Source organism: Asticcacaulis sp. AC402, from assembly GCF_000495835.1.
Taxonomy (GTDB): Bacteria; Pseudomonadota; Alphaproteobacteria; order Caulobacterales; family Caulobacteraceae; genus Asticcacaulis.
Window position 1 is genome coordinate 100,320 of record NZ_AWGC01000013.1, and the last position, 26,512, is coordinate 126,831.

Here is a 26,512-nt window from a genome sequence, read left to right on the forward strand (position 1 = left end):
ATGAGACTCAGATCGAAAGCATCGACCTGGCTGGCGTGGTCACCCATACTGCTTCTGGCGCTCTATGTTTTGGTAGATGCAGTCCTGCCATCCTCCCTCAAATGCTCGCCGATCGATGAAGGTGGCACGGAAATGCTGTGCAGCACTGACTACAGTCATCCGGCGTTGCAATTCGCTAGACCTATGGTGTTGTCAGCTTACTATGCGTTGACGGCAATAACGGGCTTCTTCGCGGTTCGCCGCCAACTCACTGTTTTTGGTGTGGTTGGATTTGTGATTTCCGTCGTTGTCGGACTCCTGTTGGCCTATATGCTGCTCTATGCGCTGTTTATCTTTAGCGACGAATGCACGCCCTAATCACCTCCATGAACAACATCACTGACCAGATCCTCGACCGTGGCGCCGTGCTCCTCTTGGCCAATTCTGGCAAACCTCAGACCTTGGTCGGGTGTGAGCTGGAAGAACTCGATCTGTCGGATTTTGTCCTGAACGGCTGGGTGTTCGACCAGTGCATCCTGAAAAAGTCGAAGTTCACCTCGGCCAAGCTGGAGAAAGCCCAGTTCATCGGCTGCAAGGGCGCGCAGGCGGTGTTCACGGGCGCCGCCCTCGGTGAGGCAAAGTTCAATGGCTGCGACTTCAACAATGTTCAATTCCGCGGTGCCACCCTGACCCAGGCAAAGTTCCAGCGCTGTAAACTGACCGGCGCCGATTTCACTCAGGCCCGGACGTTTGATCTCACCTTCGAAGAATGCAAGCTGAACGACGCCCGGCTGCGCGGGATTTCGTTCGCCCGGCAGACATTGAAGCAGCTCGACCTGCACAATGCCGACCTGCATCAGTGCGACTTTCGCGACTCGGTGTTCGAGGATTGTAGCTTGCGCGACGCCATGCTGGACCATGCCCGGTTCGAAGGGGCCGACTTGCGCGGAACCGATATCGGTGGTGTGCGGCTGGACGATGCGCGGCGGTTCAAGGGCGCTACGATTTCAAGGGCACAGGCTGCTGAGTTATTGTCTGAGTTGGGATTGAAGGTGCGGTAGCGCTGTAGAATCCCCTCTCCCCGCGAGCGGGGAGAGGTTAGGGTGAGGGGCGGGGCGACTTCCGAACGCTCCGTCCTCTGAAGGCCCCTCACCCGATCGCGTTCACTTCGTTCCGCTCTCGTCCTCTCCCCGCAGGCGGGGAGAGGTGAATTAAATCAACCCCTTTTCCCGCAAAACGGCATCCATGGCCGGGTTGCCGCTGGGTTCGGTCCAGTCGCTCACGCCCGCCGCGATCAGCAGTCGTGCCCCTTCGGCATAGTCACCATGACCACAGTTGGTGGCGCCGTGGTGCAGCCAGCCGCTGGGCGTCGCATTGAAAGAACATTCGACGGCATCCAAAGGCGCACCATACGCCAGCAACAACCGGATCAGCGCCACATTGCCGCGCCAGCACGCCTGATGCAGCGCCGTCTCACCCATATCTCCGCGGGCATCGACCGACACACCCGCTTTCAACAAGGCTTCGACGGCCCCGATATTGCCGTGTTCGGCCAGTTGCGGCAGCAGGCGGGCATTGGCGGGGGAAGCCGCGCTTTCCGGCGGCACCTCGCCACCCTGGCCGGCCACCACGGCATCCAACGCCGACAGCCGGGTATCAGCGCCACGCGACGCCAGCGTACCGGCCACCGCTCTCTGACCCGCCACCACTGCCATGGCGTAGGCCGTGCGGCCATCGCCGCGCACGGCATCGATATCGGCGCCGGCATCGAGCAACATGGCGACAATCGCTGCCGACCGTCCCCGCCGTACCGCCCAGTGCAGTGCTGTGTCGCCCTGGGCATTGGCCAGGTTAGGATCACCGCCGGCGTCGAGCAACAACCGCAGACCCTCGCGGTCCTCACGGTCCAGCATGTGCTTGATAGCATTGGCCTCATCGACCCTGGCGCCATGCTCCAGCAGGAGCTTCATACAGGTCAGGTCGCGATGCTCTGTGGCATGATACAGCGACTCGCCGTCGTTGGGATCGGCGCCGGCTTCCAGCAGGATACGGGTGATCTCGGTGTTGCCCAGCAAACCGCTGGCGGCGTAGAGGCAGGACAGCGGACCATGGTCGGCGGCCAAGGCTGTGTTGGGGTCGGCGCCATTGTTGAGCAGTAACCGCACCGTCATGGCCAGTCTCGCCGCGCGCTCCGAATTCGGCCGGCCAAAGCGCGAAAAACAGGCATAGACCAAAGGTTCGACGCCCTGCGGTCCGGACGGCTCGACAGCAAATTCCGGATCGGCGGCGATGGCGTCGGCGACCTTTTCCCAGTCGCCCAGCACCAGGGCGACATAGGTGCCGGCGTGAGCAATGTCGGGGTGTTCGGCCAGGATATCGCGCGCCCGGCGCTCATCCGAGGTGGCGGCGGCGAGAAAGCGGTCGACCAGTTCGCGGAAGTCGAGGTTAGATTCAGTAATAAAGGCCTGGAAGCGTGGCCAGCTGGCAAAGCCCTGTTCGCGGGCGACGGCCAGTTGCGCGGCGTGCAGGGCCGGTTCGCCGTCGGCGCCATAGCGTTTCAGCCGGGCATTGGCGACAGGGTCGCCGGCGCGAGCCGACTTCAGCAAGGCCTTGGCGCGCTTTTTGTAAAAGTCGAGATTGAGGTCAGCGGTTTGGGTAAGCTGTTTGGGAAGCATGATAACGAACGCCCTTCAGGTCTGCCCACCGGTCCGCAATTGGGGCTGAAAGGATGGTTCGTGAAAACGACGTAGGTAAAAAAAGGTGGGAAAATCCCTGCCCGCGGACCGGCTGCGTCCCTTGAACGCAGCCCACTATGGATCAGGCCAAAGCCCCGCGCAAGCCAGCCATGCGCGGAAAACGTAGTCGTTAATCACAACTGTCATCCTGAAATCACACTTGCTAGCGAAAATATCAAGGTTTTGGCCTTATCATAAGCGGAACCCCTGCCAGGATTAAGGACCACAGCCTTACCTAAGGGAAAGACAATCGTGTCAGGCGGGGAAAGGTCTTGCGCCCGACTCGCAAATTGACTAGAGCGCAATCCGATAGGGTGGATGCAACTTTTCGGAAGAATTGCGCGACAAAACAAAAACTTAGAGCGGGGTTTTGTTTCCAACAAAAACGCATCCCGCTCTAGCCCGCCAACAACAGGCCGACCCAAAGGTCGTCGTCCAGGACGTTTTCATGCTCTATCTGTCTCGCCTTCTGGTTTTTTCCGCGCTTGCTTCCGGATGGCTGGCCGCGCCGGCCTTGGCCGCGGAGCCGACGACCGAGGTTATTATCACCGCCCAGAAACGACCCGAGCCGCTGCGACGCGCGCCGTTGTCGATTGCGGTGGTGACGGGCGAGCAGATGGAACGTAGCGGGGCGTATGACCTGAAGGACATGCAGATACTCACCCCATCGCTGCTGATCACCTCGACGGCCAATGAGGCCCAGACGACGGCGCGCCTGCGCGGGGTCGGCACGGTGGGTGACAATCCCGGGCTGGAATCGTCGGTCGGCGTGACCATCGACGGCGTGCTGCGGCCGCGCACCGCCACGGCGATGAGCGACCTGGGTGTGCTGGACCGGGTGGAAATCCTCAAAGGACCGCAGTCGGACACCTACGGCAAAGGCGCCTCCGCCGGGATCATTCAGGTGGTCAGCAAGCTGCCCAGCCTGAAGCCGTCACAGAATTATGAACTAACGACTGGCTCGCAATGGACGCTTGGCGCCTCGTCCTATCTGACCGGCCCGGTGGCCAAAGATCTGGCCGGTTCGTTGTACCTGGCGACGCGCGAAAGCGATGGCCAGTATGAGATCCACACCGGCGACGGCCCGCGTACCCGCACCGATGATGGTGACGTCAATTACGATTCGCTCCGAGGCCAACTGCTGTATGCGCCGACGGGGTCGCTGCGCCTGCGCCTGATTGCCGACTACACACAGCGCGACGAAAGCTGCTGTGCCGGCACGGCCATCGCCATAGGCGGCACGCGCGGCTACATCGACAGCTTGTCGGACGACGAAGGCACGGCCTCGGTGGTCGATCCGGAAGGGCGCCAGGCCTGGGCCAACCGCCCGACAGGCCAGCAGATCGTCGACGGCGGTGTCTCGCTGCAAACCGACGTGGCGCTCACCAGTACGCTGCAACTGACCTCAATCTCGGCGGCGCGCTACTGGGATCACAACAGCGGTTACGACGCCGATTTCAGCTCGGCCGACGTTTATTACCGCAACGAAGGCGGCAGTTTTGGCAACCGCTTCAACACAATTTCGCAGGAAGTGCGGCTGAACGGCAAGACGTGGAACTTCGACTGGATGCTGGGCGTGTTCCTCGACCAGGAAGACGTGGTCCGTAACGACGAAACCCTGTACGGCGAGGACTATGAGGCTTATCTGAGCCTGCTGCTGTCGGGCGGGGCCAATCCGAACCGGGTGTCTGAACTGACCGGCTTGCCCGTCGGCCAATCGTTCGTGCCGGGCCAAGGCGCCCAGGATGTCCACGACCAGCGCGAACGCAATGCCGCCCTGTTCGGCCATGTCGACTGGTTCGTCAGCGATAATCTGACGGTGCTGATTGGTGCACGAAGAAATCAGCAGAAAAAAACCCTGGTATCGCACTATACCACCTCGGATGCCGGTATCGCCTGCGCCAATGCTTCGGCCTCAAAGAGCGTGCTCTGCCAGGCGTTCGCCAACCCGGCCTTTACCAATCTGACCAATGTTCAGAGTGCGGAGGAATCTGCGACGGTCGGTTCGATCAAGGTCAAGTGGCAGGTGACGCCGAACATCATGTCCTATGCCTCCTACGGCGAAGGCTGGAAGGGCGCTGGTTTCAACCTGGACCGCGAACAGACGTCTGCCTTTGCCGCCGACCGCAACACCGCATTTAGGGCGGAGACCTCGCGCGCCTATGAGCTGGGCGCCAAGGGCCGGTTCTTCGACGGCCGGCTGGCGGTCGACGGGACGCTGTTCGACCAGCGCTTCCGCAACTTCCAGCTCAACACCTTCCTGGGCACGTCGTTCCTGGTGACCTCGATCCCGAACCTGCGCTCAAAGGGCGTGGAGCTGGAGTCGCGTTATCAAACGGGGTTTGGACTGAACCTGCGTGCAGGCGTTACCTATACCGATGCCAAGTTCGGGCCTGAGCCGATTGCCGGGCTGGCGCTGCTGGCCAACAACACGCCATCGTTCGCGCCGGAATGGTCATCGGCGTTCGGGCTCGACTACAGCCGCATGATGGGTGGTTTGAAACTGGCCGCCAGCCTGGATGGCCGCTATAACAGCGACTACAATACGGGTTCGGATCTGGCGCCGATCAAGGTGCAAAAGGCCCATACGCTGTATAATGGCCGCATCGGCGTCGGCGCGCCGGATGGTAACTGGACGCTTGAACTTTGGGGCCTGAACCTGACGAACGAGACCTATTACCAGGTGGCCTTCTCGGCGCCGTTCCAGTCGGGCTCGTTCAAGGCGTTTACCGGCAATCCAAGGACGGTGGGTTTGACATTGCGCCTGCGCCATTAAAGCGGGATGGCTTTAGGTAGAATCGCCATCTCGCTCTAAGTTTTTGTTTTGTCGCGCAATTTATCCGAAAACGGGGACGCCGGTGCGGTGGCTTCCACTTTATCGGATTGCGTTCCAGCGCCATGACAAGCCCCAGCGCCATTTCCTTCACATCCGCGCTGCTATGGCGTGTCCGGTCACGCCTTATACCAACCCGCGAAAATCTTGACTCATCGTGGGTTGGCAAGCGCGACTGCGCGCCCGAGCTTTTGCGAGGAGCCATGCGGCGCTTGAGCTGAAAAAATGCGAATACCAAGCGTCATTCTTTATGAGGCTTGGCATTAGCGCCAGCAAATCGGCAATGCCTTGACGGAGAAGCCCAAGTCCCGCGCGCCGCAATGTTCTGGCGATGATACCAGCCCCGTCTGGTCGTCATTGCGGGTCATTTTGGCGGATACGCCCAAGGCCTGGGCTGCCTGTCTGATGCGAATGGGAATCTTATTTTCTTAAGCGCACGATGCGCGCGCTGACCAGCGCACTTGCAATTCTTGCAAAGAATCCCCTGAAGGGAAGCTCGACACTACACGGTACGCCAAAAAAACAAAGCTGGCGCAAGCCTAGAGCGGGATGGCTTTAGGTAGAATCACCATCTCGCTCTACGTTTTTGTTTTGACACGCAATTTATCCGAAAACGAGGACGCCCGTGCGGTGGCTTCCACCTTATCGGATTGCACTCCAGGAGGCAGTCATGGACGACAGACCAAAGACACAGGTACATGAGGAACTGCACGACCACAGTCAAATGGTGCAAAAGCATAGCTGTTGTCAGAACAAGGCGCCTGCTCCCGAAGAGGTTCATGCCCACGCCTGCCATCACGCACATGACCATTCCGCCGCGCCCAACCCAGCATCCACATCCAGAGTCGGCGAGGCTGTCACCTATACCTGTCCGATGCATCCCGAAATTCGTCAGGAGGAGCCGGGGTCCTGTCCGATTTGCGGCATGGCGTTGGAGCCGGAAATCGTCACACTTGAGACACCAGATAATCACGAGTTAAAGGATATTTCCCGCCGCCTGTGGATTGCTACCGCGCTGAGTATCCCGGTAGCGTTTCTGGCCATGGGCATGCATTTCGGTCTTAACCGATACGTCCCGATGCCGGTATCGCTTTGGCTTCAACTGATGCTGTCGACACCGGTTGCGCTGTGGTGCGGCTGGCCTTTCATCACCCGCGGCTGGGATTCGGTCAAAACCCGTAACCTGAACATGTTCACCTTGATCGCGCTGGGGATTTTGGTCGCCTGGAGCTACTCCGTCTTTGCGGTCCTGGTGCCGGGCGCCTTCCCTGATCTGACCGGCATGGGGCCGGATGTCTATTTTGAAGCGGCGGCGGTCATTACAACGCTTGTGCTTGTGGGACAGGTCCTGGAACTCAAAGCCCGCGCCCGGACGGGCGATGCCATACGCGCACTTCTGAAACTGGCCCCTGCGACCGCACATCGCCTGCATGGGGAAACAGAAGAGACCGTGGCGCTCGATGCAATTATCGTCGGTAACTTACTGCGCGTCCGCCCAGGAGAGAAAATTCCCACCGATGGCGACGTCGTCGAGGGCACAAGCCATGTCGATGAATCGATGCTTACCGGCGAGCCGATGCCGCAAACCAAAGCGAAAGGTGACAAGGTAACAGGCGCGACCGTCAACCAAACCGGCAGTTTCGTTATGCGCGCGACCCGCGTTGGCAATGATACACTCCTTGCCCAGATCGTCGCGCGCGTTGGCCAGGCACAACGCTCCCGCGCCCCCATTCAGCGCATGGCCGACCAGGTATCGGCATGGTTCGTCCCCGCCGTCATCGTGATCGCGGCACTGACCTTTGCGGCATGGTTGTTTTGGGGCGCCGAGCCGAAACTGGGCCACGCCATGCTCAATGCGATTGCTGTTTTGATTATCGCCTGTCCTTGCGCGCTCGGCCTTGCCACGCCGATGTCGATCATGGCGGGAACCGGGCGAGCAGCGCATATGGGAATCCTTATTCGTGATGCCGCTGCGCTTGAGGCTTTCGAAAGCATCGATACGCTGGTCTTCGACAAGACCGGCACGCTCACGCAAGGCCGCCCGGAACTCACAGACGTGAAATCGAGCGGCGATTTATCCGACGACCGGCTCTTGTCGTTAGCGGCCTCTGTCGAAGCCTTGAGCGAGCACCCGATAGCGATTGCCATTGTCGCTGGCGCTAAAGAACGTGGCGCAGTAATTTTGCCGGTTACCGATTTCGACTCTCCCACAGGTAAGGGCGTGGTGGGCAAGGTCGACGGGGTGCTCGTGGCTCTTGGCAATACGGCGCTCGTCGGCGAGAATGCGACGCTGCTTGAACTTGCCCGCCCCTTGCGCGAGCAGGGCCAGACCGTTGTGTATGTCACCATCGATGAAAAGCCAGCGGGCGTTATCTCCGTCGCTGATCCGGTCAAGCCCTCAACCCAAGACGCGCTCAAGGCCCTTCAGGCGCGTGACATCAAGATTGTCATGCTGACCGGCGATAACGAAGCCACCGCAAAGGCCGTCGCCAAAACGCTTGGTATCGATGAGGTGAGAGCCGATGTACTCCCAAATCAAAAAGCCGATGTGATCGAGGACCTGATCGGGCGCGGCCGCAAGGTTGCGATGGCAGGCGATGGCGTCAATGACGCCCCCGCTCTGGCCGCGGCTACCGTTGGTATCGCTATGGGTAACGGGACTGACATCGCGATGGAAAGCGCCGGTATCACCTTGATCAAGGGCGATCTGGGCGGCATCGCCAAGGCCCACGCGCTCAGCCGTCTGGTCATGGGCAACATCAAACAAAATCTTGTCTTTGCCTTTGCCTATAATGTTGTTGGCATCCCCGTCGCCGCCGGCGTGCTCTACCCAAGTTTTGGGATAGTGCTGTCTCCTGTCATCGCTTCGGCGGCGATGGCGCTCAGTTCAGTCTCGGTAATTGCTAACAGTCTAAGAATAGGTTCGGCGCGTATTGATAGGTAGCTGTCCATGTGCGGAACCTGATTTATAAGAAAGCACAGCCTTTATCTTTTTGGCAGAAATCACTATAATGGACCAGCATGACACAGTTTTTTACACGGCTGATAGTGGCAGCGATATTCGTCTTTATGACGGTGTCATCGCCCCTGCACGCCCATGTCCTGCCCAGCCAGGGTCGTGTTGCAGCGGCTGAAACGATAGCCGCGCTAGAAACGGGCGGCATGGACGAAGCGTGCGCCAAAGCCATGGCGGAAGCGGCGGCTGCGGATCATTCTGGCGACAAGCACCACGAGGGAAAAAGCAGTGCATGCTGTGACAACGGTTGCAATTGTCCCGTGAGCCATTGCGCAAATATGGCGGCGTCCATTTCCTGCGGCAGCTTCAGCCTGATTGAACACGGCGAGAGGTTGGTCCCGGAAGGATCGAGCCAGGATTTGCCGTCGTATCTTTCCGACACGCTTAAACGGCCGCCCCGAGCGTAATCCCGTTTTGTTTGACCTTTAGTGTGCGCCTTTCGGCGCATGCCCAACCCTGTCTGCAAATTGGATACTCGCATGAAAAATATATGGCTTTGGGGGCTTGGCGTCTCAGCCCTGGTGTTTTCACCCATGGCGGCGGTCGCTGAAACCCGTGAATACAGCCTGACGATCAGTCGCCAGGAGGTGATGATTACCGGGCAACCTCTCAAGAAAATAACGCTGAACGGCTCCATTCCCGGTCCCGTGCTTCGCTTCAAGGAAGGGGATGAAGCCGTCATCCACGTCACCAATAATCTGGACGAGGAAAGCTCGATTCACTGGCATGGCCTGATCCTGCCGGGGAACATGGACGGCGCTCCGGGCTTCAATGGCTTTAAAGCCATTAAGCCGGGACAAAGCTTCACCTACAGGTTTCCGATCAAACAGGCCGGGACCTACTGGTATCATTCCCACACGACCCTGCAGGAACAGGACGGTCTATATGCTGGCCTGGTCATCGAGCCTGCCACACCCGATCCCGTAGAGGCCGAGCGTGACTACGTCGTTCTGCTTTCGGACTTCTCGAAGGAGGATGCCGCCGACATTCTGGGCAACCTCAAAATGTCATCCGATTATTACCAGACCCGTCGCCGGACGGTTGGCGATCTCTTCAGTGACATGGAGGAGAAGGGCTTCAGCAAAGCGGTGAAGGACGCAGCCGCCTGGGGCAAAATGCGTATGCTGCCAACTGACCTCTCTGACGTGAAGGGCTATCATTTCCTGGTTAACGGTCTCACCAATGGTCAGAACTGGACGGGCATATTCAAGCCCGGTGAGCGCGTCCGCCTGCGCTTCATCAATGCCTCTGCCATGACCATTTTCGATGTGCGGATACCAGGATTGAAGATGACCGTGGTGGCGGCTGATGGCCAGCCGGTCGAGCCGGTTGAGGTTGATGAGTTTCGTCTTGGCAATGCAGAAACCTACGATGTCATCGTGACACCTTCGGATGACAAGGCCTACACCATCGCCTCCGAGTCGATTGATCGTGAAGGTTTTGCAATTGCAACGCTCGCCCCTCGCGACGGCATGAAAGGTGAAATCCCGGCTGCACGTCCACGCGCGCGACTGACAATGGCCGATATGAACATGGAGGCCATGATGCGCGACGATCCCAACATGGACATGAGCGACATGGAGACCGAAAGCGGCTGGGCCAGGACCTATGCGCCGGAGGGTGCGAAAATCTTGTCGTATGGCGATCTGCGCTATCTGACGGAGCAGGCCGACACGCGCGCGCCGACACGCGACATTACCGTGCGTCTTGGTGGCAATATGGAGCGCTATATCTGGACGATGAACGGGACGGTGTTCGATCCCATGAAAGGGATCAATATCGCCTATAATGAGCGTGTACGGATTTCCTATGTCAACGAAACCATGATGGCGCATCCCATCCATTTGCACGGCATGTTCACGCAAGTCGAGAACGGTCAGGATGCGGGCAAGATGCCCAACAAGCACACGATCATCGTACCGCCGGGACAGACTGTTTCCGTTATCCTGACAGCTAACGAGCCGGGCGAATGGCCCATCCATTGCCATCTGCTTTATCACATGGCGACAGGGATGATGGCCAAGGTCATTGTAGCTCAGCCCGGCGAAGCGATCAGGTTACCCGCCTCTGATGCACCGCCGATGGATCACAACGGTCATGACATGAGCAAGATGGGTGCCGAATCCTCGTCTGAAACTAAAGACCCGCATGCCGGGCATGACATGCCTGGCATGGAACCTGTGCGGCAGGATACCAACCCGGCATCACCCGCTCAGCTTGGCGCGGACGATCATTCACGGCATGGAGCAGCGGCGGAAGCCAAACCCGCTCAGAAAAAGGAACCTGCCAACACGCAACCGGCTCAGCCACAAGGAGGCCAGCATGACCATCACTAAAACAGTTTTGACAGTTTTGGCCTTGTTCCTGTTGCCGCTGCCGGTGCTCGCCAATGATCTCGAAGACGAAAAGATGGCTCACGATCACGGCGGTCAGGTGTTTCACGCCTTTCGACTGGAAACGGATATTGGTCGCCAGCGCGGCGAAGGCGTGGCGAGCTGGGACCTGGACGGCTGGGTTGGCACGGATGTGAACAAACTCTGGCTCAAAAGCGAAGGCGACATTGAAGACGGTGAGATTCACGAGGCCGAGCTATGGGCGCTCTACAGCCGGAATGTTTCGACCTTCTGGGATGCGCAAATCGGCATTCGCTATGATGTCGAGCCGGAAGGACACACCTTTCTTGCCCTTGGCATGAGTGGCCTTGCGCCTTACTTCTTTGAGACAGAGGCCCATCTTTTCATTCGCGATGATGGCGCCCTGAGCGCCCGGCTGCGACAAGAGAACGAATGGCTTTTGACCAACAAGCTCATCCTGCAGCCCTATGTGGAAGTCAACCTGAGCGGGGAAGATGATCCCGAGCTTGGCATCGGCTCCGGCCTGACCAGCGGCAAAATTGGGCTTCAAACGCGCTATGAGTTCAGCCGAAAGTTCGCGCCATACGTCGATGTCTCCTACGAGCAGACGTTCGGCGGGACGGCTGATTATGCGCGCGCTCATGGCGAAGACCCTGACACGACCATGTTAAGTGCCGGCATTCGCTGGTTATTCTAACACTTCATAAGTGCATCGGCGCTTTCTTCCAGGAAAGTAAAATTCCTTATGCGATTGCCCTGCCTTCGTGCTAAGGCCCGCCGCCATGTCCTATAAAGTCACTGTCCTGACCATGTTTCCGGAGGCTTTCCCTGGCCCGCTCGGGGTGTCGCTGATCGGGACATCTTGGAAAGAATCTGAGCTGTGGTCCCTGGAAACACTGGACATTCGCACCTTTTCAAGCGATAAGCGCGGTTTTCTTGACGACACCCCCGCCGGAGGTGGCCCAGGTCAGGTGCTGAAGGCCGATGTCATCGCCAAAGCGCTTGATTCGCTTGAGCTTTCCAACCGGCCCAAGGTTTACATGTCCGCCCGGGGCAAGCCCCTGACCCAGGCGAAAGTCAAGGCATGGAGCGCCGCAGACGGACTGATCGTCCTGTGCGGACGCTTTGAAGGGGTGGACCAACGGGTGCTCGACGCCCGCGGGTTCGAGGAAATCAGCGTCGGCGACGCCGTCCTTGCGGGCGGAGAAGCGGCGGCGATGGTAACGATCGAGGCAGTGGTGCGGCTTATTCCGGGGGTTCTCGGCGCATCGGAAAGTCTTGAGACCGAAAGCTTCGAGGATGGACTCCTGGAGCATCCGCAGTACACGCGACCGCGGACGTTCGAGGGCCTCGACATTCCCGAGGTGTTGTTGTCGGGCGACCATAGGAAAATGGCCGTCTGGAAACAACAGCAGAGAGAGGCAACCACGAAGGACAGGCGACCCGATCTGTGGGCGGCCTGGCTTTCCAAATCACAGGCAAAAGGCTCTCCAAGGCCCCAATAATTCAGGAGTACTTATATGAACCTGCTTCAGCAGATCGAAGCCGAAGAAGTCGCCAAGCTGGCGGCCACCCGGACCAACCCCGCTTTCCAGCCCGGCGACACGCTGCGCATCAACGTCCGCATCAAGGAAGGCGAGCGCGAGCGCGTCCAGGCCTTCGAAGGCGTCTGTATTGCCCGCGCCGGCTCCGGCATCAATGAAACCTTCACGGTCCGCAAGATCAGCTTCGGCGAAGGCGTCGAGCGCAAGTTCCCGCTGCTGTCGCCGATGATCGAGTCGATCGAAGTCAAGCGTCGCGGCGTCGTACGTCGCGCCAAGCTGTATTACCTGCGCGACCGCCGCGGCAAGTCGGCCCGTATTGTCGAGCGTTCGCAAAGCTCGACCCGCGGTTCGAAGGGTGATGAACTGCGCGCTGCCATGGCCAACGCTGCGCCGGCCCCGAACCTCGACGCCGAATAGGTTTCTGGCGTTTAAGCCAGTTGAAATGCCCGCCAGATCGCTCCGGCGGACATTTTGTTTGTCGTCGAAGGGTGGGTGGCGACACTGAGGGGCATATCCAGGTGTCCGCGCGTACGGAACTTTCCGAAAAGCCCCTCACCCGATCGCCTTCGCTTCGCTCGGCTCTCGTCCTCTCCCCTCACGAGGGGAGAGGGAAGAAGGGCTATGGCTTTGGCGGTTATAGGGTCAGTCCTTAGAGCGGGATGAGTTTTGATGGAACCAAAACTCCGCTCTAAGTTTTTGTTTTGTCGCGCAATTCATCCGAAAAGTGCTGCACACTTTTTCGGATTGTTTTCATAGACTTTCGCTGCGTTGGCCAGGTTGCGAAGCACCGCCTGTTCGCCACGCACCTTTACGGTAGCGCGACCGGTTACGCCGACCGGCCACCTTTTTGATGATGCGCGACGTGACGATGTGGCCGGGATCACGGCTTGTCAAGCTACTCCAGCACGCCTTCGGCGAGGCGCAGGTGGTCGCGCAGCACCGCTTCGGCGTCGGCAGCGTCGTTGCAGTCGATCATCACCATCAGACTGCCCTTAGGCAGCAAGATTCCGCCCATCACCGCGAACGTACCCGGCGCCTTGGGGTCGGTCGCGATCCAGATCGCCAGCTGCACCGGCTTTTTGCCGTTGCCGCTGCCCAGTGCAATGATCTTGCTATCGACGACCGTCAGACCTTCGAGAAAGCTGGGGGGCTCTTCGCCCGCCAGCATATCAGTGATATGGTCCTGAATGTCGTCCAGGGTCAGGATCTCGCCGCCGTCTTCGATTCGGTCGGTGGCGATGAGGACATCGACATAGTGGCCATCGTCCTTCAGGCCGTAGGTGAAAAAGCGCAGATCCTGGTCGATATCGGTAGCGTCGTCTGGCCCCAGCGTCATGGTGTAGGTGCCATCGGCGGCAGTGAAGGTGCGCACGCCGTTGATGTCGACCAATTGGCCGCGGTTGGCCGTCGGCGCCGGGACGACCTCATAGGCGGTCTGGGCAAAAGACGGAGAGGCGATCAGCACAAGGGTGGCGGCGGCAAGGCCGGTCAGCAGGCGCATGGCTTTATCCTGAAGAAATTACTTGGTTTCCGGCGCCTTGGTCGGCGGGCCTTCGGCAGGCGCCGGAGTCGCCCCCTCGCTACCGAACTTGGCCAGGAGATCGTTTGGCACCTCGACGCCGAAGATTTCGGTCGGCGCTTCCTTGGCGCCCATCTCTTCCCGAACGAAGTGCCAGGCCTTTTCGTTCGCGCAGCCGCAGACGCGCAGCTGGTCGTTCTTGTCGCGCCAGATCAGCAGCGGGTAGCTGGTCGTCACCTTGTTGCGGCGGAGAAGCTCATTGAGTTGATCGTTGAAACCGCGGCCGGCACCGACCACGGCGGTGCGAGCCAGGCTGTCGTCCGCCACCGGCAGGCCCTCAGCCGTCCAGGTCTCATCGGTCGACATGCGCCAGGCCTTGTAGAAGTTCCAGTTCCGCGTCAGCCACAGCTCAGCAATCGTCGAGCGTTCGGCCGGAGTCGAACGGATGGCGCCAGCCTGGTCGGGCAAGGCAAAAACAACGATGCGGGTTTCGATGTTGGCCGCCTGGAACTTGGGCAGTTCTTTGTCTTCGTAGTCGTTGCAGGTCTTGCAGCTGCGGTAGGTGATCAGGTACATCGACTTGTCCTGGGCGCCCGGAGTCAAGTAGTCGACTTGATTCAGCAGCTTTTGGATGCGTGGCAGGTCCTCGGCGCTGGTGACTGTGACCGGGGCATAGCGGATGAACTGGTCCCAATAGATCCAGTAACCCGTCCCGATCACAGCCGGGACAAGCACCACCAAAGCCATAAGCCACAACAGGACTTTCCTGTTCATTCAAACCCCCGAAGCACTTCTGCCCGATGTGCAATCCGGCGACACTATAGTCGCTAAAACCCCCGCCGCATAGCTTAACCATATTGCAGCAAATTCATACAGATTTACAAATGGTTAATGTCAAAAATCCATTATTTTCTGCTGCCGCGCCGCTTCAGGCCTGAATTAGCATGGCAATCAGTGCAAAAATCACACACAGCAGGGTGACGGCCCACAGCATCAGGTAGGGCACCATCGCCTTGGGCCGGCGGCAATCTTCGCTGGGCGTGGTGTGTGTCGGATCGGTCATGCAAGGAGGTTAGCACCGCTGACCCAACTTGCCAAGCCAGGCAAACCCGTTCACATCGAGCAGTCATGGCCAAGCTGCATATCATCGATGAACTGATCTATGAACGCGCGCCGCGTCTGGTGGCGTCCCCGCTGTGGCCGGTCGTCAGGCCCGTGATGTATACAATTTTGGGTTACCCCAAGGCGCGCAGCATGGCCGATGCCATTGCCGCCATGCCGGGCGCCCAGGCGCTCGACTATGTTTCGAACCTGTTGTCGCTGGATGTCCATGTCCGCCACGCAGAACGTATTCCGGCTTCGGGGCGTTGTGTCGTGGTGGTCAACCATCCGACCGGGATTGCCGACGGGCTGGCGGTCTATGATGCCCTTCTCAAGATCCGGGACGATGTCATTTTCTTTGCCAACGCCGACGCCTTGCGCGTCAATCCACGTTTCGGCGAAGCCCTGATCCCGGTAGAGTGGGTCGAGGCCAAGCGGACGCGCGAAAAGACCCGGACCACCCTGGCCGGGGCCAGGGCCGCCTTCGAAGCGGAGCGCTGCGTGGTGATGTTCCCGGCCGGGCGGCTGGCGCGGCGCAATGCTCAAGGTGATTTGGTCGACCCGCCGTGGGCGCCAACGGCGGTGTCACTGGCCCAGAAGTATCTGGCACCGATCGTGCCTATCCATTTAAGCGGGCCGGAGTCTTTCTGGTTCCACCTGTTTAACCGGTTTTCGCAGGAGCTGCGCGACATCACCCTGTTCCATGAATTGCTCAACAAGGCGGGCAAACGGTTCGATCTGACGGTGGGCCCGGTAATTGCTCCAAATACGGATGGATTGGCTATCGACAATCTGAAAGCCTATGTGGAGAGGACGTTGGCGGGGTCTGTGGATATTGCCTATGGCTGATGTGTTTTTGGCTGACGAAGCGGCAACCTCGGCCTTGGGGGCGAAAATCGCTCCACAGCTCAAGACCGGGGATGTGGTGTATCTGACGGGTGCGCTGGGTATTGGCAAGTCGTCGCTGGCGCGCGGTTTGATCCGCGCCCTGACATCAGCCGACCAGGACGTGCCGTCGCCGACCTTCACCCTGGTCCAGGCCTATGAGGCGGCCGATTTCACCCTGCTGCACCTCGATCTGTACCGGCTGGAGTCGCCGGACGAGGCCTATGAGCTGGGCCTCGATGACGCTTTGCCGTCGTCCGTTCTCGTAATCGAATGGCCCGACCGGCTTGGGCATCTCGGCTACGACGACCGTCTGGACATAGTGCTGGAACTGGCCGATAAGACCAATCCTTCTGCGGGCCGGGTCGCCAGACTGATTCCGCGTGGTAAATTCGGGAGTTAGGATGACCGCTGCTGTACCGGACCGCGAGGCGATCAAACAGCATTTTCTGACCGCTTCGGGCTTCGGCGCGGCCGAGCGACAACCCCTGCCGGGGGACGCTTCGACGCGCCGGTATGAGCGCCTGATCAGGGACGGCCGGTCCTACATGCTGATGGATCAGCCACCGTCGGTGGAGACCCAACCCTGTCGGCCGGAGCAGGTGCAGGCGGATCGCGTGCAGTCGGGCTACAACGCCATGGCGCGTCTGGCCGCCGGCCGGATCGAGGCGTTTGTTGCCGCCGCCGGATATCTGCGCAGCCAGGGTTTATCGGCGCCGCAATGTCATGAGCTGGATGCTGAGCAGGGCCTGCTGATTTCGGAAGACCTGGGCGACGATCTGTTTGCCGCCCTGATTGCCAAAGGCCAGGACGAACAGCCATTGTATATGGCGGCGATCGAGGCGTTGGCGCAACTGCATGAGCTGACACCGCCGGCGGTGTTGCCCGGGCAGTTGGGGACCGAGGGCTGGCCGTTACTGAGCTATGACGATCTGGCGCTGAAAACCGGCGCCGGGCTGTTTACCGAATGGTACCCACGCTATGCCGGTGGTGACAACTTGTCGGATAAGGCTTTGGCGGAATGGGAGGCGCTGTGGTCGCCGCTGCGTCAGCGCGCCGAGGCGGGAGCGACGGCTTTTGCTCATCGCGATTATCATGCTGAAAACCTTATGTGGTTGCCGGGCCGCACCGGGGTTGCCCGGGTCGGCATGATTGACTTCCAGGACTGCCTGCGCGCCCACCCGTCATGGGACCTGCTGTCGCTGCTGCAGGATGCCCGCCGCGATGTCTCGCCAGAATTGGAGCGGTCAGCGCTCGATCACTATTTCAGCCTGCGCCCGCATATCGACCGTGCGGCCTTTATGGCCGACTATAACGCCTTGGCGACTTTGAACGAAGCGCGGATCCTGGGCATTTTCGCCCGGCTTGTGGTACATTTCAAAAAGCCGCGTTACGCGCAGTTTATTCCGCGGATGTGGCGCCATATCGGCCGCAATGTTGAGGCGCCCGGCATGGAAGGTCTGAAAGACTGGTTCCATGCCTACGGATTCAGCGATAAGCTGGGCGGATGATTCCTGAGACGGCTTTTATCCTCGCCGCGGGTCTGGGTACCCGTATGCGCCCGCTGACCAACGACCGGCCCAAGGCTTTGGTCGAGGTCGGAGGCAAGACGCTGATTGACCATATGCTGGACCGGCTGGCGGCGGCCGGGGCAAGGCGGTTCGTCATAAATGTCCATGCCTTCGCTGATCGGCTGGAGTCCCATTTGCGGGCGCGTAGCGATCTCGACATCGTCATTTCAGACGAACGCGAGGCCCTGCTGGAAACCGGTGGTGGGTTGAAGAAGGCAAGGCTGCTGCTGGGGGAAGATCCGATCTGGGCGGCCAATATCGACAGCGTGTGGCTGGAAACCGCACCCGACGGTACGGCGCTGCGAGCTCTGTGCGACTTGTGGAGTCCGGATGAGATGGATGTGGCGCTCCTGCTGGCGCCGATGCAACGGACCGCCGGCTTCGATGGCGCGGGGGATTTCTTTATGGATGAACGGAGCCGGTTGCGGTTCCGGGGCGAGGCCTCAGCAGCGCCGCTAAACTATATGGGCGTGCACATCACCAAGCCGCAAATCGTCGATAGTGTAGGAGACGCAGTCTTCTCGCTGGCGAAAATATGGCGCGAGCTGGCGCCGAGGGGCCGGATTGCTGGGGTGGTGATGGACGGCGACTGGATGCATGTCGGCGATCCGATAGCACGTGACAACGCCGAGGCGCGGCTTGCTGTTGGATAAGCTTTTTTCTGAATCTGCCGCGTAGCGGCGACGGTATAGGGGTGGTTCCACAGATTTCTATTAAATGCCGCTTCGCGGTGGCTTCAGATGCTTAATCGAACAGTGTCGCCAGGCCGATGATTTCCAGTTGGTTCGCCAAGGTCTTGAACACCGGAATTTCGGCGACATAGCGGCTGAGACGGCCCTTGTCAGTGTAGCGCTCGCAAAAGGCGTCGGCGTCGAACAAGTCGCCGATCAGGTCCATCAGGTCACCGGTGAGGTAGATCCCGCCGCGCGCCCCTAAGATCAGTCCGACATCCGATGCCATGGCCGCCAGCCAGCCCATGCTTAAACGCACCGCTTCCTGGGCACGTGGGTCGCCGATACTGGCCAGGGCCACGATCTCTTCTGGCGCCTTGCGTACGACCTCGTCGCCTTCAAGTTCACTCAGGGCTTGCCATACCTGGACAAGCCCTTCCAGCGAGATGGCAGATTCACGGGCGACATGGCCATGGTGCTTGGCCATCATGTTGCGGACCTGCCACTCGCGATCGGTGGTGACAGGCAGATCGGAATGGCCGCCTTCGCAGGGAATCGCGGTCCAGCTGCCGGCGCCGTCAGGCGCAAGAGCGGCCAGGCCAAGCCCGTGGTGCGGACCCAGGACGGCGATGACCTGTTCGTCCATGGCGTCATCGCCGCAGATTTTTTCGACCTCGTTGGGCTTCAAACGGGGAATGGCCAAGGCGCGGGCAACAAAATTGTTGACCAGATTGACGCGTTGGACGCCCAAAAGCGCCCGAATATCGTCACGGACGATCGACATGCCCTCATGCGGCAGTTGCAGAACGCCCTTGCGTTCCCAGCCGCGCGACGAGATCGCTACCCCGATAAGATGGGGATGACCATTCTGGCCGAGAAAATCGAGCAGGGCGTCGTCGAAAGAGGCTCTGTCGGGACAGGAATAGGGGGTTGCCTCTGGCGGGCGCACGCCCGGCCGCGTCAGGGCCATTTCGACTTCAGCGCCGATGGCGAAATCACACAGCAAGAGGTGGTCTGACATAGGTTATCCTAAGCGCTTGTTGAAAAGTAACTGCCGACTGCCGGCGGCAAAGGTCGCAAATCGCTTGAAGGTCACCATGCTAGCCGATTTAGTTGTTTTTCAACGGGCTTAATCGAAAAGGGTGGCCAGGCCGATGACTTCGAGATCACGGGCGGTGGCGCGGTAAACTGGGATTTCACGAACATAGGTGCTGAGCCGACCCTTGTCACTGTAACGGGTTACAAAGGCGTCGACATCGAGTTGGTCGCCAATCATGTCCATCAGGTCGCCAGCCAGATAAACACCGCCACGTGCCCCCAGGATCAGAGCGACGTCAGACGCGAAGGCAGCAAACCAGCCCATGCTCAGATCGACGACCTGGCGGCAGCGGGCGTCGCCGATACGGGCGCGACTGACGATCAGTTCAGCTTCCGGCACGGTGGCGCCGTCTTCGCCGTCGAGCCTGGCCAGGGCTTGCCAGAGGTCGCGCAGTCCTGGGATGGAAACGACACGTTCGCGCGAAACATGTCCGTTGTATTTTTCGTGCAGGATCTGCCACACCCGCCACTCCAGGTCGGTGACCGGGGTCAGGTCCGAGTGGCCGCCTTCGCACGGCATGGCCGTCCAGTTGCCCATGCCATCGGGCGCGAGGGCCGCCTGGCCGAGTCCTCGATGCGTGCTGATGACGGCGATCACTTGTTCTTCCAGGGCTTCGCCGCCGCAGATCTCAAGGCGTTCGCTGCGATCAAGGCGCGGAATCGCCAGGGCCTTGGCAACGCAGTCATTGACCAGGTTAAGGCGCTGAATATTCAGGAATTCGCGGACCTCGGCGCGATTAAGGGTAAACCGGTGGTTTGGCATGGCCATGGTACCGCGATGTTCCCAACCGCCAGCCGAAATCGCTGCTCCCATCAGGACCGGATTGTCATGTTTTTTGAGAAAATAACGAATGGACGCCTGGAAATCGTCCCAGGTCTCGCACGGAAACTGCTCGGCGCCGTCCGGACGCTCGCCCCGGCGTGCCAAGGCGAGCTTGAGACATATTCCATTGCTGATATCGCTCAGCAGCACAAACTCGCCCATGTTGTCGCGTCCCTCAAAACACTTTTGACAACTGGCTGTTGCGCGCGCCAGCTTTGTTAATAGACAAAATTAAAATCGATTTGTTGATTTTTGCTGAAGGTTTGACCTACAGCAGGGAATTATGACTGTTTTGTCGAAAATATGCGGGATTTCTTCGCTTGGGGCTGCAAACGTGGCCGCACAAGGTGGCGCGGATTACCTCGGCTTCATCCATTTCGCGAAAAGTCCGCGCCATTTGACACTTGAGTCAATGGCACAGCTGATGCATGCGATTCGCGAAGAGGGTATTTTAACACCGCTGGTATGCGTCGTTGTTAACCCTGATGATGAACTATTGCGGACAATTACGGATTCGGTCCGGCCGGATATGATCCAACTGCATGGTCATGAGACGCCCGAGCGGACGGCCGAGGTGCGCCGGCGCTTTGGTTTGCCTGTGATCAAGGCGATCAGCGTCGAAACGGCCAGGGACATAGCCGCAGCTGCGGCCTATGACACCGAGCATCTGCTTTTTGACGCCAAGACGCCGAAAGACGCCGCCCTGCCAGGCGGATTGGGAATAAGTTTTGACTGGAGCCTGATGCGCAGCTGGAGGGGGTCCCGGCCGTGGTTCCTGGCCGGGGGCCTGACGAGCGAAAATATCGCCGATGCTCTCCAATTGAGTGCAGCTTCGATGGTGGATGTCTCCTCAGGGGTTGAATCCTCGCCTGGCGTTAAGGATGAAGAGCTTATTTCCGTCTTCCTTAAGACCGTAAAGTCGCTATAAACCCTTCTTTCTTTAAGCCGGAACCATGCCTCGCTTGATCTGATGGTGCGTGACAGACGTATCCGCCAGAGTAAATGTCGAGCCAAGATAAGGACCCTTTGCAGTGAACGATCTGCGTCTCAACACCTATTCCCAGCCGGATTCGAAAGGCCGGTTCGGGGAATTCGGCGGTCTCTATGTGCCTGAGACCCTGATGCCGCTGGTGCTGGAGCTGACCGCCGCCTGGCAAAGCGCCAAGAGTGATCCGGGTTTCTGGGCGCAGTATCACAGCCTGCTGAAGCACTTTGTCGGCCGTCCGTCGCCGCTGTATCTGGCTGAGCGCCTTACCGCCCACCATGGTGGCGCAAAAATCTACTTCAAACGTGAAGAGCTGAACCACACTGGCGCGCACAAGATCAACAACTGCATCGGCCAGATCCTGTTGGCCAAACGCATGGGCCGGACCCGGATCATCGCCGAAACCGGCGCCGGCCAGCACGGTGTCGCTTCGGCGACCGTGTGCGCCAAGTTTGATCTGCCCCTTGTCGTCTATATGGGCGCGACCGATGTCGAGCGGCAGGCCCCCAACGTTTTTCGCATGAAGTTGATGGGGGCTGAGGTTACGCCGGTCACGGCCGGCAACGGCACGCTAAAGGATGCCCTGAATGAAGCCCTGCGTGACTGGGTGACAAATGTCGACGACACCTATTACATGATCGGAACGGCGGCTGGCATGCATCCCTACCCGGAAATGGTCCGCGATTTCCAGACCATCATCGGCAAGGAAACCCGCCAGCAGATCCTGGAACAGGAAGGCCGCCTGCCCGATGCCGTCATCGCCTGTATCGGCGGCGGGTCCAACGCCATTGGCATGTTCCACCCCTTCATCGACGACGAAAGCGTAAAAATCGTCGGCGTCGAAGCCGCAGGCCATGGGCTTGAGGTCTATAACGGTCACTCCGCTTCGCTGAACGGCGGCCGTCCGGGCGTGTTGCACGGCAACCGTACCTACCTGCTGCAGGACGACGACGGCCAGATCCTGGAGGGCCATTCCATCTCGGCCGGGCTGGACTATCCCGGCATCGGGCCAGAGCATGCCCACCTGTTCAAGACCGGCAGGGCCCGTTACATCACGGCGACCGACGCCGAGGCACTGGAAGCTTTTCAGCTCACGTCGAAGCTGGAGGGCATCATCCCGGCCCTGGAATCGGCGCACGCTATCGCCCGTGTGGGTGAGCTCGCGCGCGAGATCGGCAAGGACGGCATCATTGTGTTGAACCTGTCTGGTCGCGGCGACAAGGATATCGCCACCGTGTCGAAGCATCTTGGCCTGGGAAGGATCAGCGCATGACCGTTTCACGTATCGATGCCGTCTTTGCCGGTCTGAAAGCGAAGAACCAGGCGGCCTTTATAGCCTACATCATGGCGGGGGACCCCGACCTCGACACGACGTTCGAGATCCTGAAGGGGTTGCCAGCGGCCGGCGCCGACCTGATCGAACTGGGCTTCCCGTTTTCCGATCCGATGGCCGAAGGTCCGACCATTCAGCACGCCGCGGAACGGTCGCTCAAGGCCGGAACCAAGATCCGGGACGTCTTCGAACTGGTCCGCCGTTTTCGTGAGGTCGATGAGACCACACCGCTCATTTTGATGGGTTACATGAACCCGGTCGAATTTCTGGGCTACGAAGCCTGGGCGGCGAAGATGGCTCAGGTCGGGGCCGACGGCATGATCGTCGTCGACTGTCCGCCGGAAGAGGCCGACGGACTGGCGGACGCCCTGGATGCGCAGGACGTTGCCTTGATACGCCTCGTCACGCCGACCAGCGATACCGAGCGTCTCAAGACTCTGGTCAAGCGGACACGCGGCTTTGTCTATTACGTCTCGGTCACCGGCGTGACGGGCGTCAAGGCCGTTGATGCCTCCGCGATCGCCGGCGAGGTCCGCAAGGTCCAGGACGCGGCGCAACTGCCGGTGGCGGTTGGTTTCGGCATTCGCTCGCCCGAGCAGGCGGCTGCCGTGGCGCGAATTTCAGACGCCGCTGTCGTCGGTTCAGCACTTGTTGACGAAATCAAGTTAGCGCTCTCAAGAAGCGAAGCGTTAGAGCATACCAATGCGCTCTCAGGGAGCGAAGCGCTGGAGGCAACAAAAAAGTTACCCGAATCACACGTCGCCAAAGCGAAAGTGCTGGAAAAGGTCGCAATTTTGGCTCAGGCTGTGCATTCGGCGCGTTAAGGAGTAGCAGATAGTATGGCTATGGCTGACACGACCAAGGGTCCAAAACTGCCCATGACGGCGAAACCACCTGAACGCCGCGAACGCGGAGGCTGGCTGGCCAAGATCGCCCCTGGCGTCTCCAAGCTGGTCAGCCGGCGCGAAACGCCTGAGAATCTCTGGGTCAAGGACCCCGACACCGGCGATATGATTTACCGCTCGGACCTGGAAGCGGCCATGTGGGTGACCCCTTCGGGCCGCCATATGCGCATCGGTCCCGACGCGCGGATGAAGTTCACCTTTGACGACGGCCGCTGGGAAGATCTGCCCCTGCCGGGAGTCCACGAAGACCCGCTGCATTTTTCCGACGGCAAGCCCTATTCCGAACGCCTGAAGGCGGCGCGCGCCGCGACCGGCGAACAGGACACCATGGCGGCCGGCTTCGGTGTGGTTCAGGGCACGCCCTGCGTCGTGCTGGTCCAGGATTTCGCCTTTATGGGCGGGTCGTTGGGCATGGCGGCGGGTGAAGGCTTTATCGCCGCCGCACGCCAGGCCGTGGCGCGCAAATGCCCGATGGTAGCCTTTACGGCCGCCGGCGGTGCCCGCATGCAGGAAGGCGCCTTGTCTCTGATGCAAATGGCGCGCACCACCCTGGCGATCCAGGAACTGAAGGCGGCGCAACTGCCCTATATCGTTGTTCTGACCGACCCGACCACCGGTGGGGTGACCGCTTCGTACGCGATGCTGGGCGATATTCACCTGGCCGAGCCGGGCGCCCTGATCGGTTTCGCCGGTCCGCGCGTTATCGAAACCACTATCCGCGAAAAACTGCCGGAGGGCTTCCAGCGTTCGGAGTACCTGGTCGAAAAGGGTATGGTCGACCGTGTGGTGCCGCGCTCCGAACTGCCGGAAGTGCTGGGTGCGCTGATGTCGATGCTGATGGGCGGCCGTCGTAAGGCGGCCTAAGCGGAGCGGCCGGGGGGCGATGGCGATAGAGATCAAAGCAACGCGCGTGCTGAAAAGCTTGGCCGGGTTGGGTTTGGGCGCTGTGCTGAGTACGGCGGTTGCGCTTCCCTTTACCGGCCTGGTCTCTGAAAATCCCGATCCGGAATTGAATGACGGTTACGGCACGTTGTTGTTTTTTGGATCTTTCATAGTCGCCTTGCTGGCGGTGCCGGTCGGTCTGCCCGGACACGCAGTGCTCTACGCGCTCAAACGGCACGGTCTTGTGTCCTACACACTGGCAGGTGGCTGCGCGGGACTTGCCTACATCCTGCTGGTCAGCCTGGGTGGCAATCCGGACCTGGTCAAGGACCTGATCCTGTATAGTCTTTGGGCGGCTGGGTGTGCCCTCGTGGCCTGGCTGATCCGCCGGCCGGACAAGGATGCTGTCGTCGCGCTCGACACGCACTTCTAATCGTCCTAAACCGGCGTCATGACCGATCGCCTGCTGCCGTTCGATGCGCCGCTGGAGCGCCTGAAAGCCTTGCATCCCAAGCGGATCGACCTGAACCTCGACCGTATGCTGCGGGTGTGCGAGGCCTTGGGCAATCCGCAGGACCGGCTGCCGCCCGTGGTCCATGTCGCCGGTACCAACGGCAAGGGTTCGACCCTGGCCCTGCTGCGCGCCATGGCGGAGGCGCAAGAGCTTTGTGCCCATGTCTATACGTCACCGCATCTCGTGCGGTTTGCCGAACGCATACGCCTGGCCGGGACGCTGATTTCCGACGAGACCTTAGCCGATGCGCTGGACCGCGTTGAAAAGGCCAATGGTGGCGAACCCCTGACCTTCTTCGAAGCTACGACGGCGGCGGCGTTTCTGGCCTTTTCGGAAACACCGGCCGACCTGTTGCTGCTGGAGACCGGGCTGGGCGGGAATCTGGACGCGACCAATATTGTGGTCCGGCCGAAGCTGACCTTGATTACGCCGATCGATTACGACCACAAGGACTTCCTGGGCGAAGAGTTGTCCCAGATAGCCCGGGAAAAGGCGGGTATCTTCAAGCGCGGTGTGCCGGCCGTGTCGGCGCGCCAGGCCGATGAGGCCCGCGCCGCGCTGGAGCGGCAGGCTTTGAAATTGAATGTAGCGTTGGAATTTGCCGGTGAAGGTTTCGACGCCTGGCGCGAAGGCGATCGGTTGGTGTTTCAGGACGAGGACGCCCTGCTGGATTTGTCATTGCCGCGTTTGCCAGGCGAGCATCAGATTGGCAATGCCGCGGTCGCCATCAAGGCGGCGCGGCTGTTGGACTGGTCGCCGGAAGCCATTGACGCGGGATTGCAGACCGCGGTGTGGCCGGGACGGTTGCAGGCACTGAAAGCCGGGCCGTTGTTCGACGCCCTGCCCCACGGGTCGGATCTGTGGCTGGATGGCGGGCATAACCCCCATGCAGCGCGGGCTTTGCGCGATTTTTTAGACCGGATGCAGGCGCGGGATGCCAAGCCGTTGCACCTGATCTGCGGGCTGATTAACACCAAGGATGCTGGTGAGTTTTTCGCCGCTTTTGCCGGGGTGGAGGCCGACCTTGCCTGCGTTGGTTTCTCCAGCGAGGCGGTGATCGCGCCTGACGTATTGGCTCAGGCTGCGAGAGCAAAAGGGCTCAGGGCGTTTTCCGCCGAGAGCCCTTTGCAGGTTATCAAGTCTTTACCAGCTGAGCCTTGCCGTGTGTTGATCTGCGGTTCGCTGTATCTGGCGGGGGATGTGCTGGCCATGTCGAAGAAGACGTGGCCGAGATGAGCGCTGTAGAAACCCCTCTCCCCGTTCTTCACGGGGAGAGGTTAGGGTGAGGGGCAGGGGCGTCTTCCGAGAACTCCGTCCTCTACAGGCCCCTCAGGCTCGCCGCCCCTCACCCGATCGCGTTCACTTCGTTCCGCTCTCGTCCTCTCCCCGCAGGCGGGGAGAGGTAAAATAAGGCTTAACCCACGCCTGATTCGTTAAGCCATTCCAGCAGCTTGGCCTTCGGCAGGGCGCCGACCTTCATCGCCGTCATCTGACCGTTCTTGAACAGCATCATCGTCGGAATGCCACGGACGCCGAAGCGCGACGGCGTCATCGGGCTGTCCTCGATATTCAACTTGACGATCTTGATCTTGCTGCCCAGGCCTTCCGCCAACTCTTCCAGGATAGGGGCAATCTGCTTACACGGCCCACACCATTCGGCCCAGAAGTCCACCAGAACCGGCGTATCGGATTTCAGCACATCGGCCTCAAAGCTCTCGTCGGTAATTTTATGCGTCGCCATAGTTGGCTCCTTTCAATCTTTGT

The 26,512-nt window shown here is 60.0% G+C and carries 26 protein-coding genes; 19 read left to right on the top strand and 7 right to left on the bottom strand.

Annotation, left to right across the window (positions count from 1 at the left end; translation table 11 throughout):
* Both ABAC402_RS40160 and ABAC402_RS28050 read left to right on the top strand, forming a co-directional pair.
* Nucleotides 1-357 carry a hypothetical protein gene (locus ABAC402_RS40160; protein ID WP_155847349.1) on the top strand — a complete coding sequence of 119 codons (357 nt, stop codon included), beginning with the start codon at nt 1-3 and terminating at the stop codon, nt 355-357.
* An 8-nt stretch (nt 358-365) separates the two neighbouring features.
* Complete coding sequence (locus ABAC402_RS28050) at nt 366-1,040, top strand: pentapeptide repeat-containing protein (protein WP_023449045.1); 675 nt, start codon at nt 366-368, stop codon at nt 1,038-1,040.
* A 150-nt stretch (nt 1,041-1,190) separates the two neighbouring features.
* Here the strand turns inward: ABAC402_RS28050 and ABAC402_RS28055 are convergent, their stop codons facing one another.
* A complete protein-coding gene (locus ABAC402_RS28055; RefSeq protein WP_023449046.1) occupies nt 1,191-2,654 on the bottom strand; it encodes an ankyrin repeat domain-containing protein in 1,464 nt (487 codons plus the stop codon).
* A gap of 508 nt (nt 2,655-3,162) precedes the next feature.
* Here ABAC402_RS28055 and ABAC402_RS28060 point away from each other — a divergent pair.
* The 7 genes from ABAC402_RS28060 (at nt 3,163) to rplS (ending at nt 12,878) form a co-directional block, all read left to right on the top strand.
* A complete protein-coding gene (locus ABAC402_RS28060; protein WP_031235415.1) occupies nt 3,163-5,490 on the top strand; it encodes a TonB-dependent receptor in 2,328 nt (775 codons plus the stop codon).
* Between the two features lie 727 nt (nt 5,491-6,217).
* Nucleotides 6,218-8,491: a copper-translocating P-type ATPase gene (locus tag ABAC402_RS28065; RefSeq protein ID WP_369751390.1), complete on the top strand. Its 2,274-nt coding sequence runs from the start codon at nt 6,218-6,220 to the stop codon at nt 8,489-8,491.
* 77 nt (nt 8,492-8,568) lie between these two features.
* The gene (locus tag ABAC402_RS28070) at nt 8,569-8,970 is read left to right on the top strand and encodes a hypothetical protein (RefSeq protein ID WP_023449049.1); all 402 of its coding nucleotides are present in this window, start codon (nt 8,569-8,571) and stop codon (nt 8,968-8,970) included.
* Between the two features lie 72 nt (nt 8,971-9,042).
* Nucleotides 9,043-10,899: a copper resistance system multicopper oxidase gene (locus ABAC402_RS28075; RefSeq protein WP_023449050.1), complete on the top strand. Its 1,857-nt coding sequence runs from the start codon at nt 9,043-9,045 to the stop codon at nt 10,897-10,899.
* The gene (locus ABAC402_RS28080) at nt 10,886-11,614 is read left to right on the top strand and encodes a copper resistance protein B (RefSeq protein WP_031235418.1); all 729 of its coding nucleotides are present in this window, start codon (nt 10,886-10,888) and stop codon (nt 11,612-11,614) included. The genes ABAC402_RS28075 and ABAC402_RS28080 overlap by 14 nt, the downstream gene beginning before the upstream one ends.
* Before the next feature lie 85 nt (nt 11,615-11,699).
* Nucleotides 11,700-12,422, top strand: coding sequence for a tRNA (guanosine(37)-N1)-methyltransferase TrmD (gene trmD / locus ABAC402_RS28085; RefSeq protein WP_023449052.1), 723 nt, complete (start codon nt 11,700-11,702; stop codon nt 12,420-12,422).
* Nucleotides 12,423-12,437: 15 nt separating this feature from the next.
* On the top strand, nt 12,438-12,878 hold the full coding sequence (rplS, locus tag ABAC402_RS28090) for a 50S ribosomal protein L19 (RefSeq protein WP_023449053.1): 441 nt from the start codon (nt 12,438-12,440) through the stop codon (nt 12,876-12,878).
* Nucleotides 12,879-13,356: 478 nt separating this feature from the next.
* Here the strand turns inward: rplS and ABAC402_RS28095 are convergent, their stop codons facing one another.
* The 3 genes from ABAC402_RS28095 to ABAC402_RS41090 form a co-directional block, all read right to left on the bottom strand.
* A complete protein-coding gene (locus ABAC402_RS28095) occupies nt 13,357-13,962 on the bottom strand; it encodes a hypothetical protein (RefSeq protein ID WP_023449054.1) in 606 nt (201 codons plus the stop codon).
* Nucleotides 13,963-13,980: 18 nt separating this feature from the next.
* The gene (locus tag ABAC402_RS28100) at nt 13,981-14,754 is read right to left on the bottom strand and encodes a hypothetical protein (protein ID WP_052025286.1); all 774 of its coding nucleotides are present in this window, start codon (nt 14,752-14,754) and stop codon (nt 13,981-13,983) included.
* A gap of 154 nt (nt 14,755-14,908) precedes the next feature.
* On the bottom strand, nt 14,909-15,043 hold the full coding sequence (locus tag ABAC402_RS41090) for a hypothetical protein (RefSeq protein ID WP_023449056.1): 135 nt from the start codon (nt 15,041-15,043) through the stop codon (nt 14,909-14,911).
* Nucleotides 15,044-15,108: 65 nt separating this feature from the next.
* Between ABAC402_RS41090 and ABAC402_RS28105 the strand changes: the two genes are divergently transcribed.
* The 4 genes from ABAC402_RS28105 to murU are packed head-to-tail and all read left to right on the top strand — an operon-like array spanning nt 15,109 to nt 18,190.
* The gene (locus ABAC402_RS28105; protein WP_023449057.1) at nt 15,109-15,930 is read left to right on the top strand and encodes a GNAT family N-acetyltransferase; all 822 of its coding nucleotides are present in this window, start codon (nt 15,109-15,111) and stop codon (nt 15,928-15,930) included.
* Entirely contained in the window at nt 15,923-16,369 is a 447-nt protein-coding gene (gene tsaE / locus ABAC402_RS28110; RefSeq protein ID WP_023449058.1) for a tRNA (adenosine(37)-N6)-threonylcarbamoyltransferase complex ATPase subunit type 1 TsaE, read from the top strand. Before ABAC402_RS28105 ends, tsaE begins: the two co-directional genes overlap by 8 nt.
* Nucleotide 16,370: 1 nt before the next feature.
* Nucleotides 16,371-17,477 carry an N-acetylmuramate/N-acetylglucosamine kinase AmgK gene (amgK, locus tag ABAC402_RS28115; RefSeq protein WP_023449059.1) on the top strand — a complete coding sequence of 369 codons (1,107 nt, stop codon included), beginning with the start codon at nt 16,371-16,373 and terminating at the stop codon, nt 17,475-17,477.
* Nucleotides 17,474-18,190 carry an N-acetylmuramate alpha-1-phosphate uridylyltransferase MurU gene (gene murU, locus ABAC402_RS28120; protein WP_023449060.1) on the top strand — a complete coding sequence of 239 codons (717 nt, stop codon included), beginning with the start codon at nt 17,474-17,476 and terminating at the stop codon, nt 18,188-18,190. The genes amgK and murU overlap by 4 nt, the downstream gene beginning before the upstream one ends.
* 91 nt (nt 18,191-18,281) lie before the next feature.
* Here the strand turns inward: murU and ABAC402_RS28125 are convergent, their stop codons facing one another.
* Nucleotides 18,282-19,229 carry a glucokinase gene (locus ABAC402_RS28125; RefSeq protein ID WP_023449061.1) on the bottom strand — a complete coding sequence of 316 codons (948 nt, stop codon included), beginning with the start codon at nt 19,227-19,229 and terminating at the stop codon, nt 18,282-18,284.
* Nucleotides 19,230-19,337: 108 nt separating this feature from the next.
* A complete protein-coding gene (locus ABAC402_RS28130; protein ID WP_023449062.1) occupies nt 19,338-20,291 on the bottom strand; it encodes a glucokinase in 954 nt (317 codons plus the stop codon).
* A gap of 121 nt (nt 20,292-20,412) precedes the next feature.
* On the opposite strand from ABAC402_RS28130, the gene ABAC402_RS28135 reads away from it, so the two are divergent.
* The 6 genes from ABAC402_RS28135 to ABAC402_RS28160 all read left to right on the top strand — a co-directional run bounded on the left by ABAC402_RS28135 (nt 20,413) and on the right by ABAC402_RS28160 (nt 25,984).
* Nucleotides 20,413-21,057 carry a phosphoribosylanthranilate isomerase gene (locus tag ABAC402_RS28135; RefSeq protein WP_023449063.1) on the top strand — a complete coding sequence of 215 codons (645 nt, stop codon included), beginning with the start codon at nt 20,413-20,415 and terminating at the stop codon, nt 21,055-21,057.
* A gap of 103 nt (nt 21,058-21,160) precedes the next feature.
* Nucleotides 21,161-22,387, top strand: coding sequence for a tryptophan synthase subunit beta (gene trpB, locus ABAC402_RS28140; RefSeq protein ID WP_023449064.1), 1,227 nt, complete (start codon nt 21,161-21,163; stop codon nt 22,385-22,387).
* Nucleotides 22,384-23,271 (top strand): tryptophan synthase subunit alpha, encoded by an 888-nt coding sequence (gene trpA, locus ABAC402_RS28145; protein ID WP_023449065.1) that lies wholly within the window; start codon nt 22,384-22,386, stop codon nt 23,269-23,271. Before trpB ends, trpA begins: the two co-directional genes overlap by 4 nt.
* A 15-nt stretch (nt 23,272-23,286) precedes the next feature.
* Entirely contained in the window at nt 23,287-24,216 is a 930-nt protein-coding gene (locus tag ABAC402_RS28150; protein WP_031235421.1) for a carboxyl transferase domain-containing protein, read from the top strand.
* Nucleotides 24,217-24,262: 46 nt separating this feature from the next.
* A complete protein-coding gene (locus ABAC402_RS28155) occupies nt 24,263-24,667 on the top strand; it encodes a hypothetical protein (protein WP_031235422.1) in 405 nt (134 codons plus the stop codon).
* Between the two features lie 18 nt (nt 24,668-24,685).
* Nucleotides 24,686-25,984 (top strand): folylpolyglutamate synthase/dihydrofolate synthase family protein, encoded by a 1,299-nt coding sequence (locus tag ABAC402_RS28160; protein WP_023449068.1) that lies wholly within the window; start codon nt 24,686-24,688, stop codon nt 25,982-25,984.
* A 178-nt stretch (nt 25,985-26,162) separates the two neighbouring features.
* On the opposite strand, the gene trxA is transcribed toward ABAC402_RS28160, so the two are convergent.
* The gene (trxA, locus tag ABAC402_RS28165; protein ID WP_023449069.1) at nt 26,163-26,489 is read right to left on the bottom strand and encodes a thioredoxin; all 327 of its coding nucleotides are present in this window, start codon (nt 26,487-26,489) and stop codon (nt 26,163-26,165) included.
* Nucleotides 26,490-26,512: the final 23 nt, after the last annotated feature.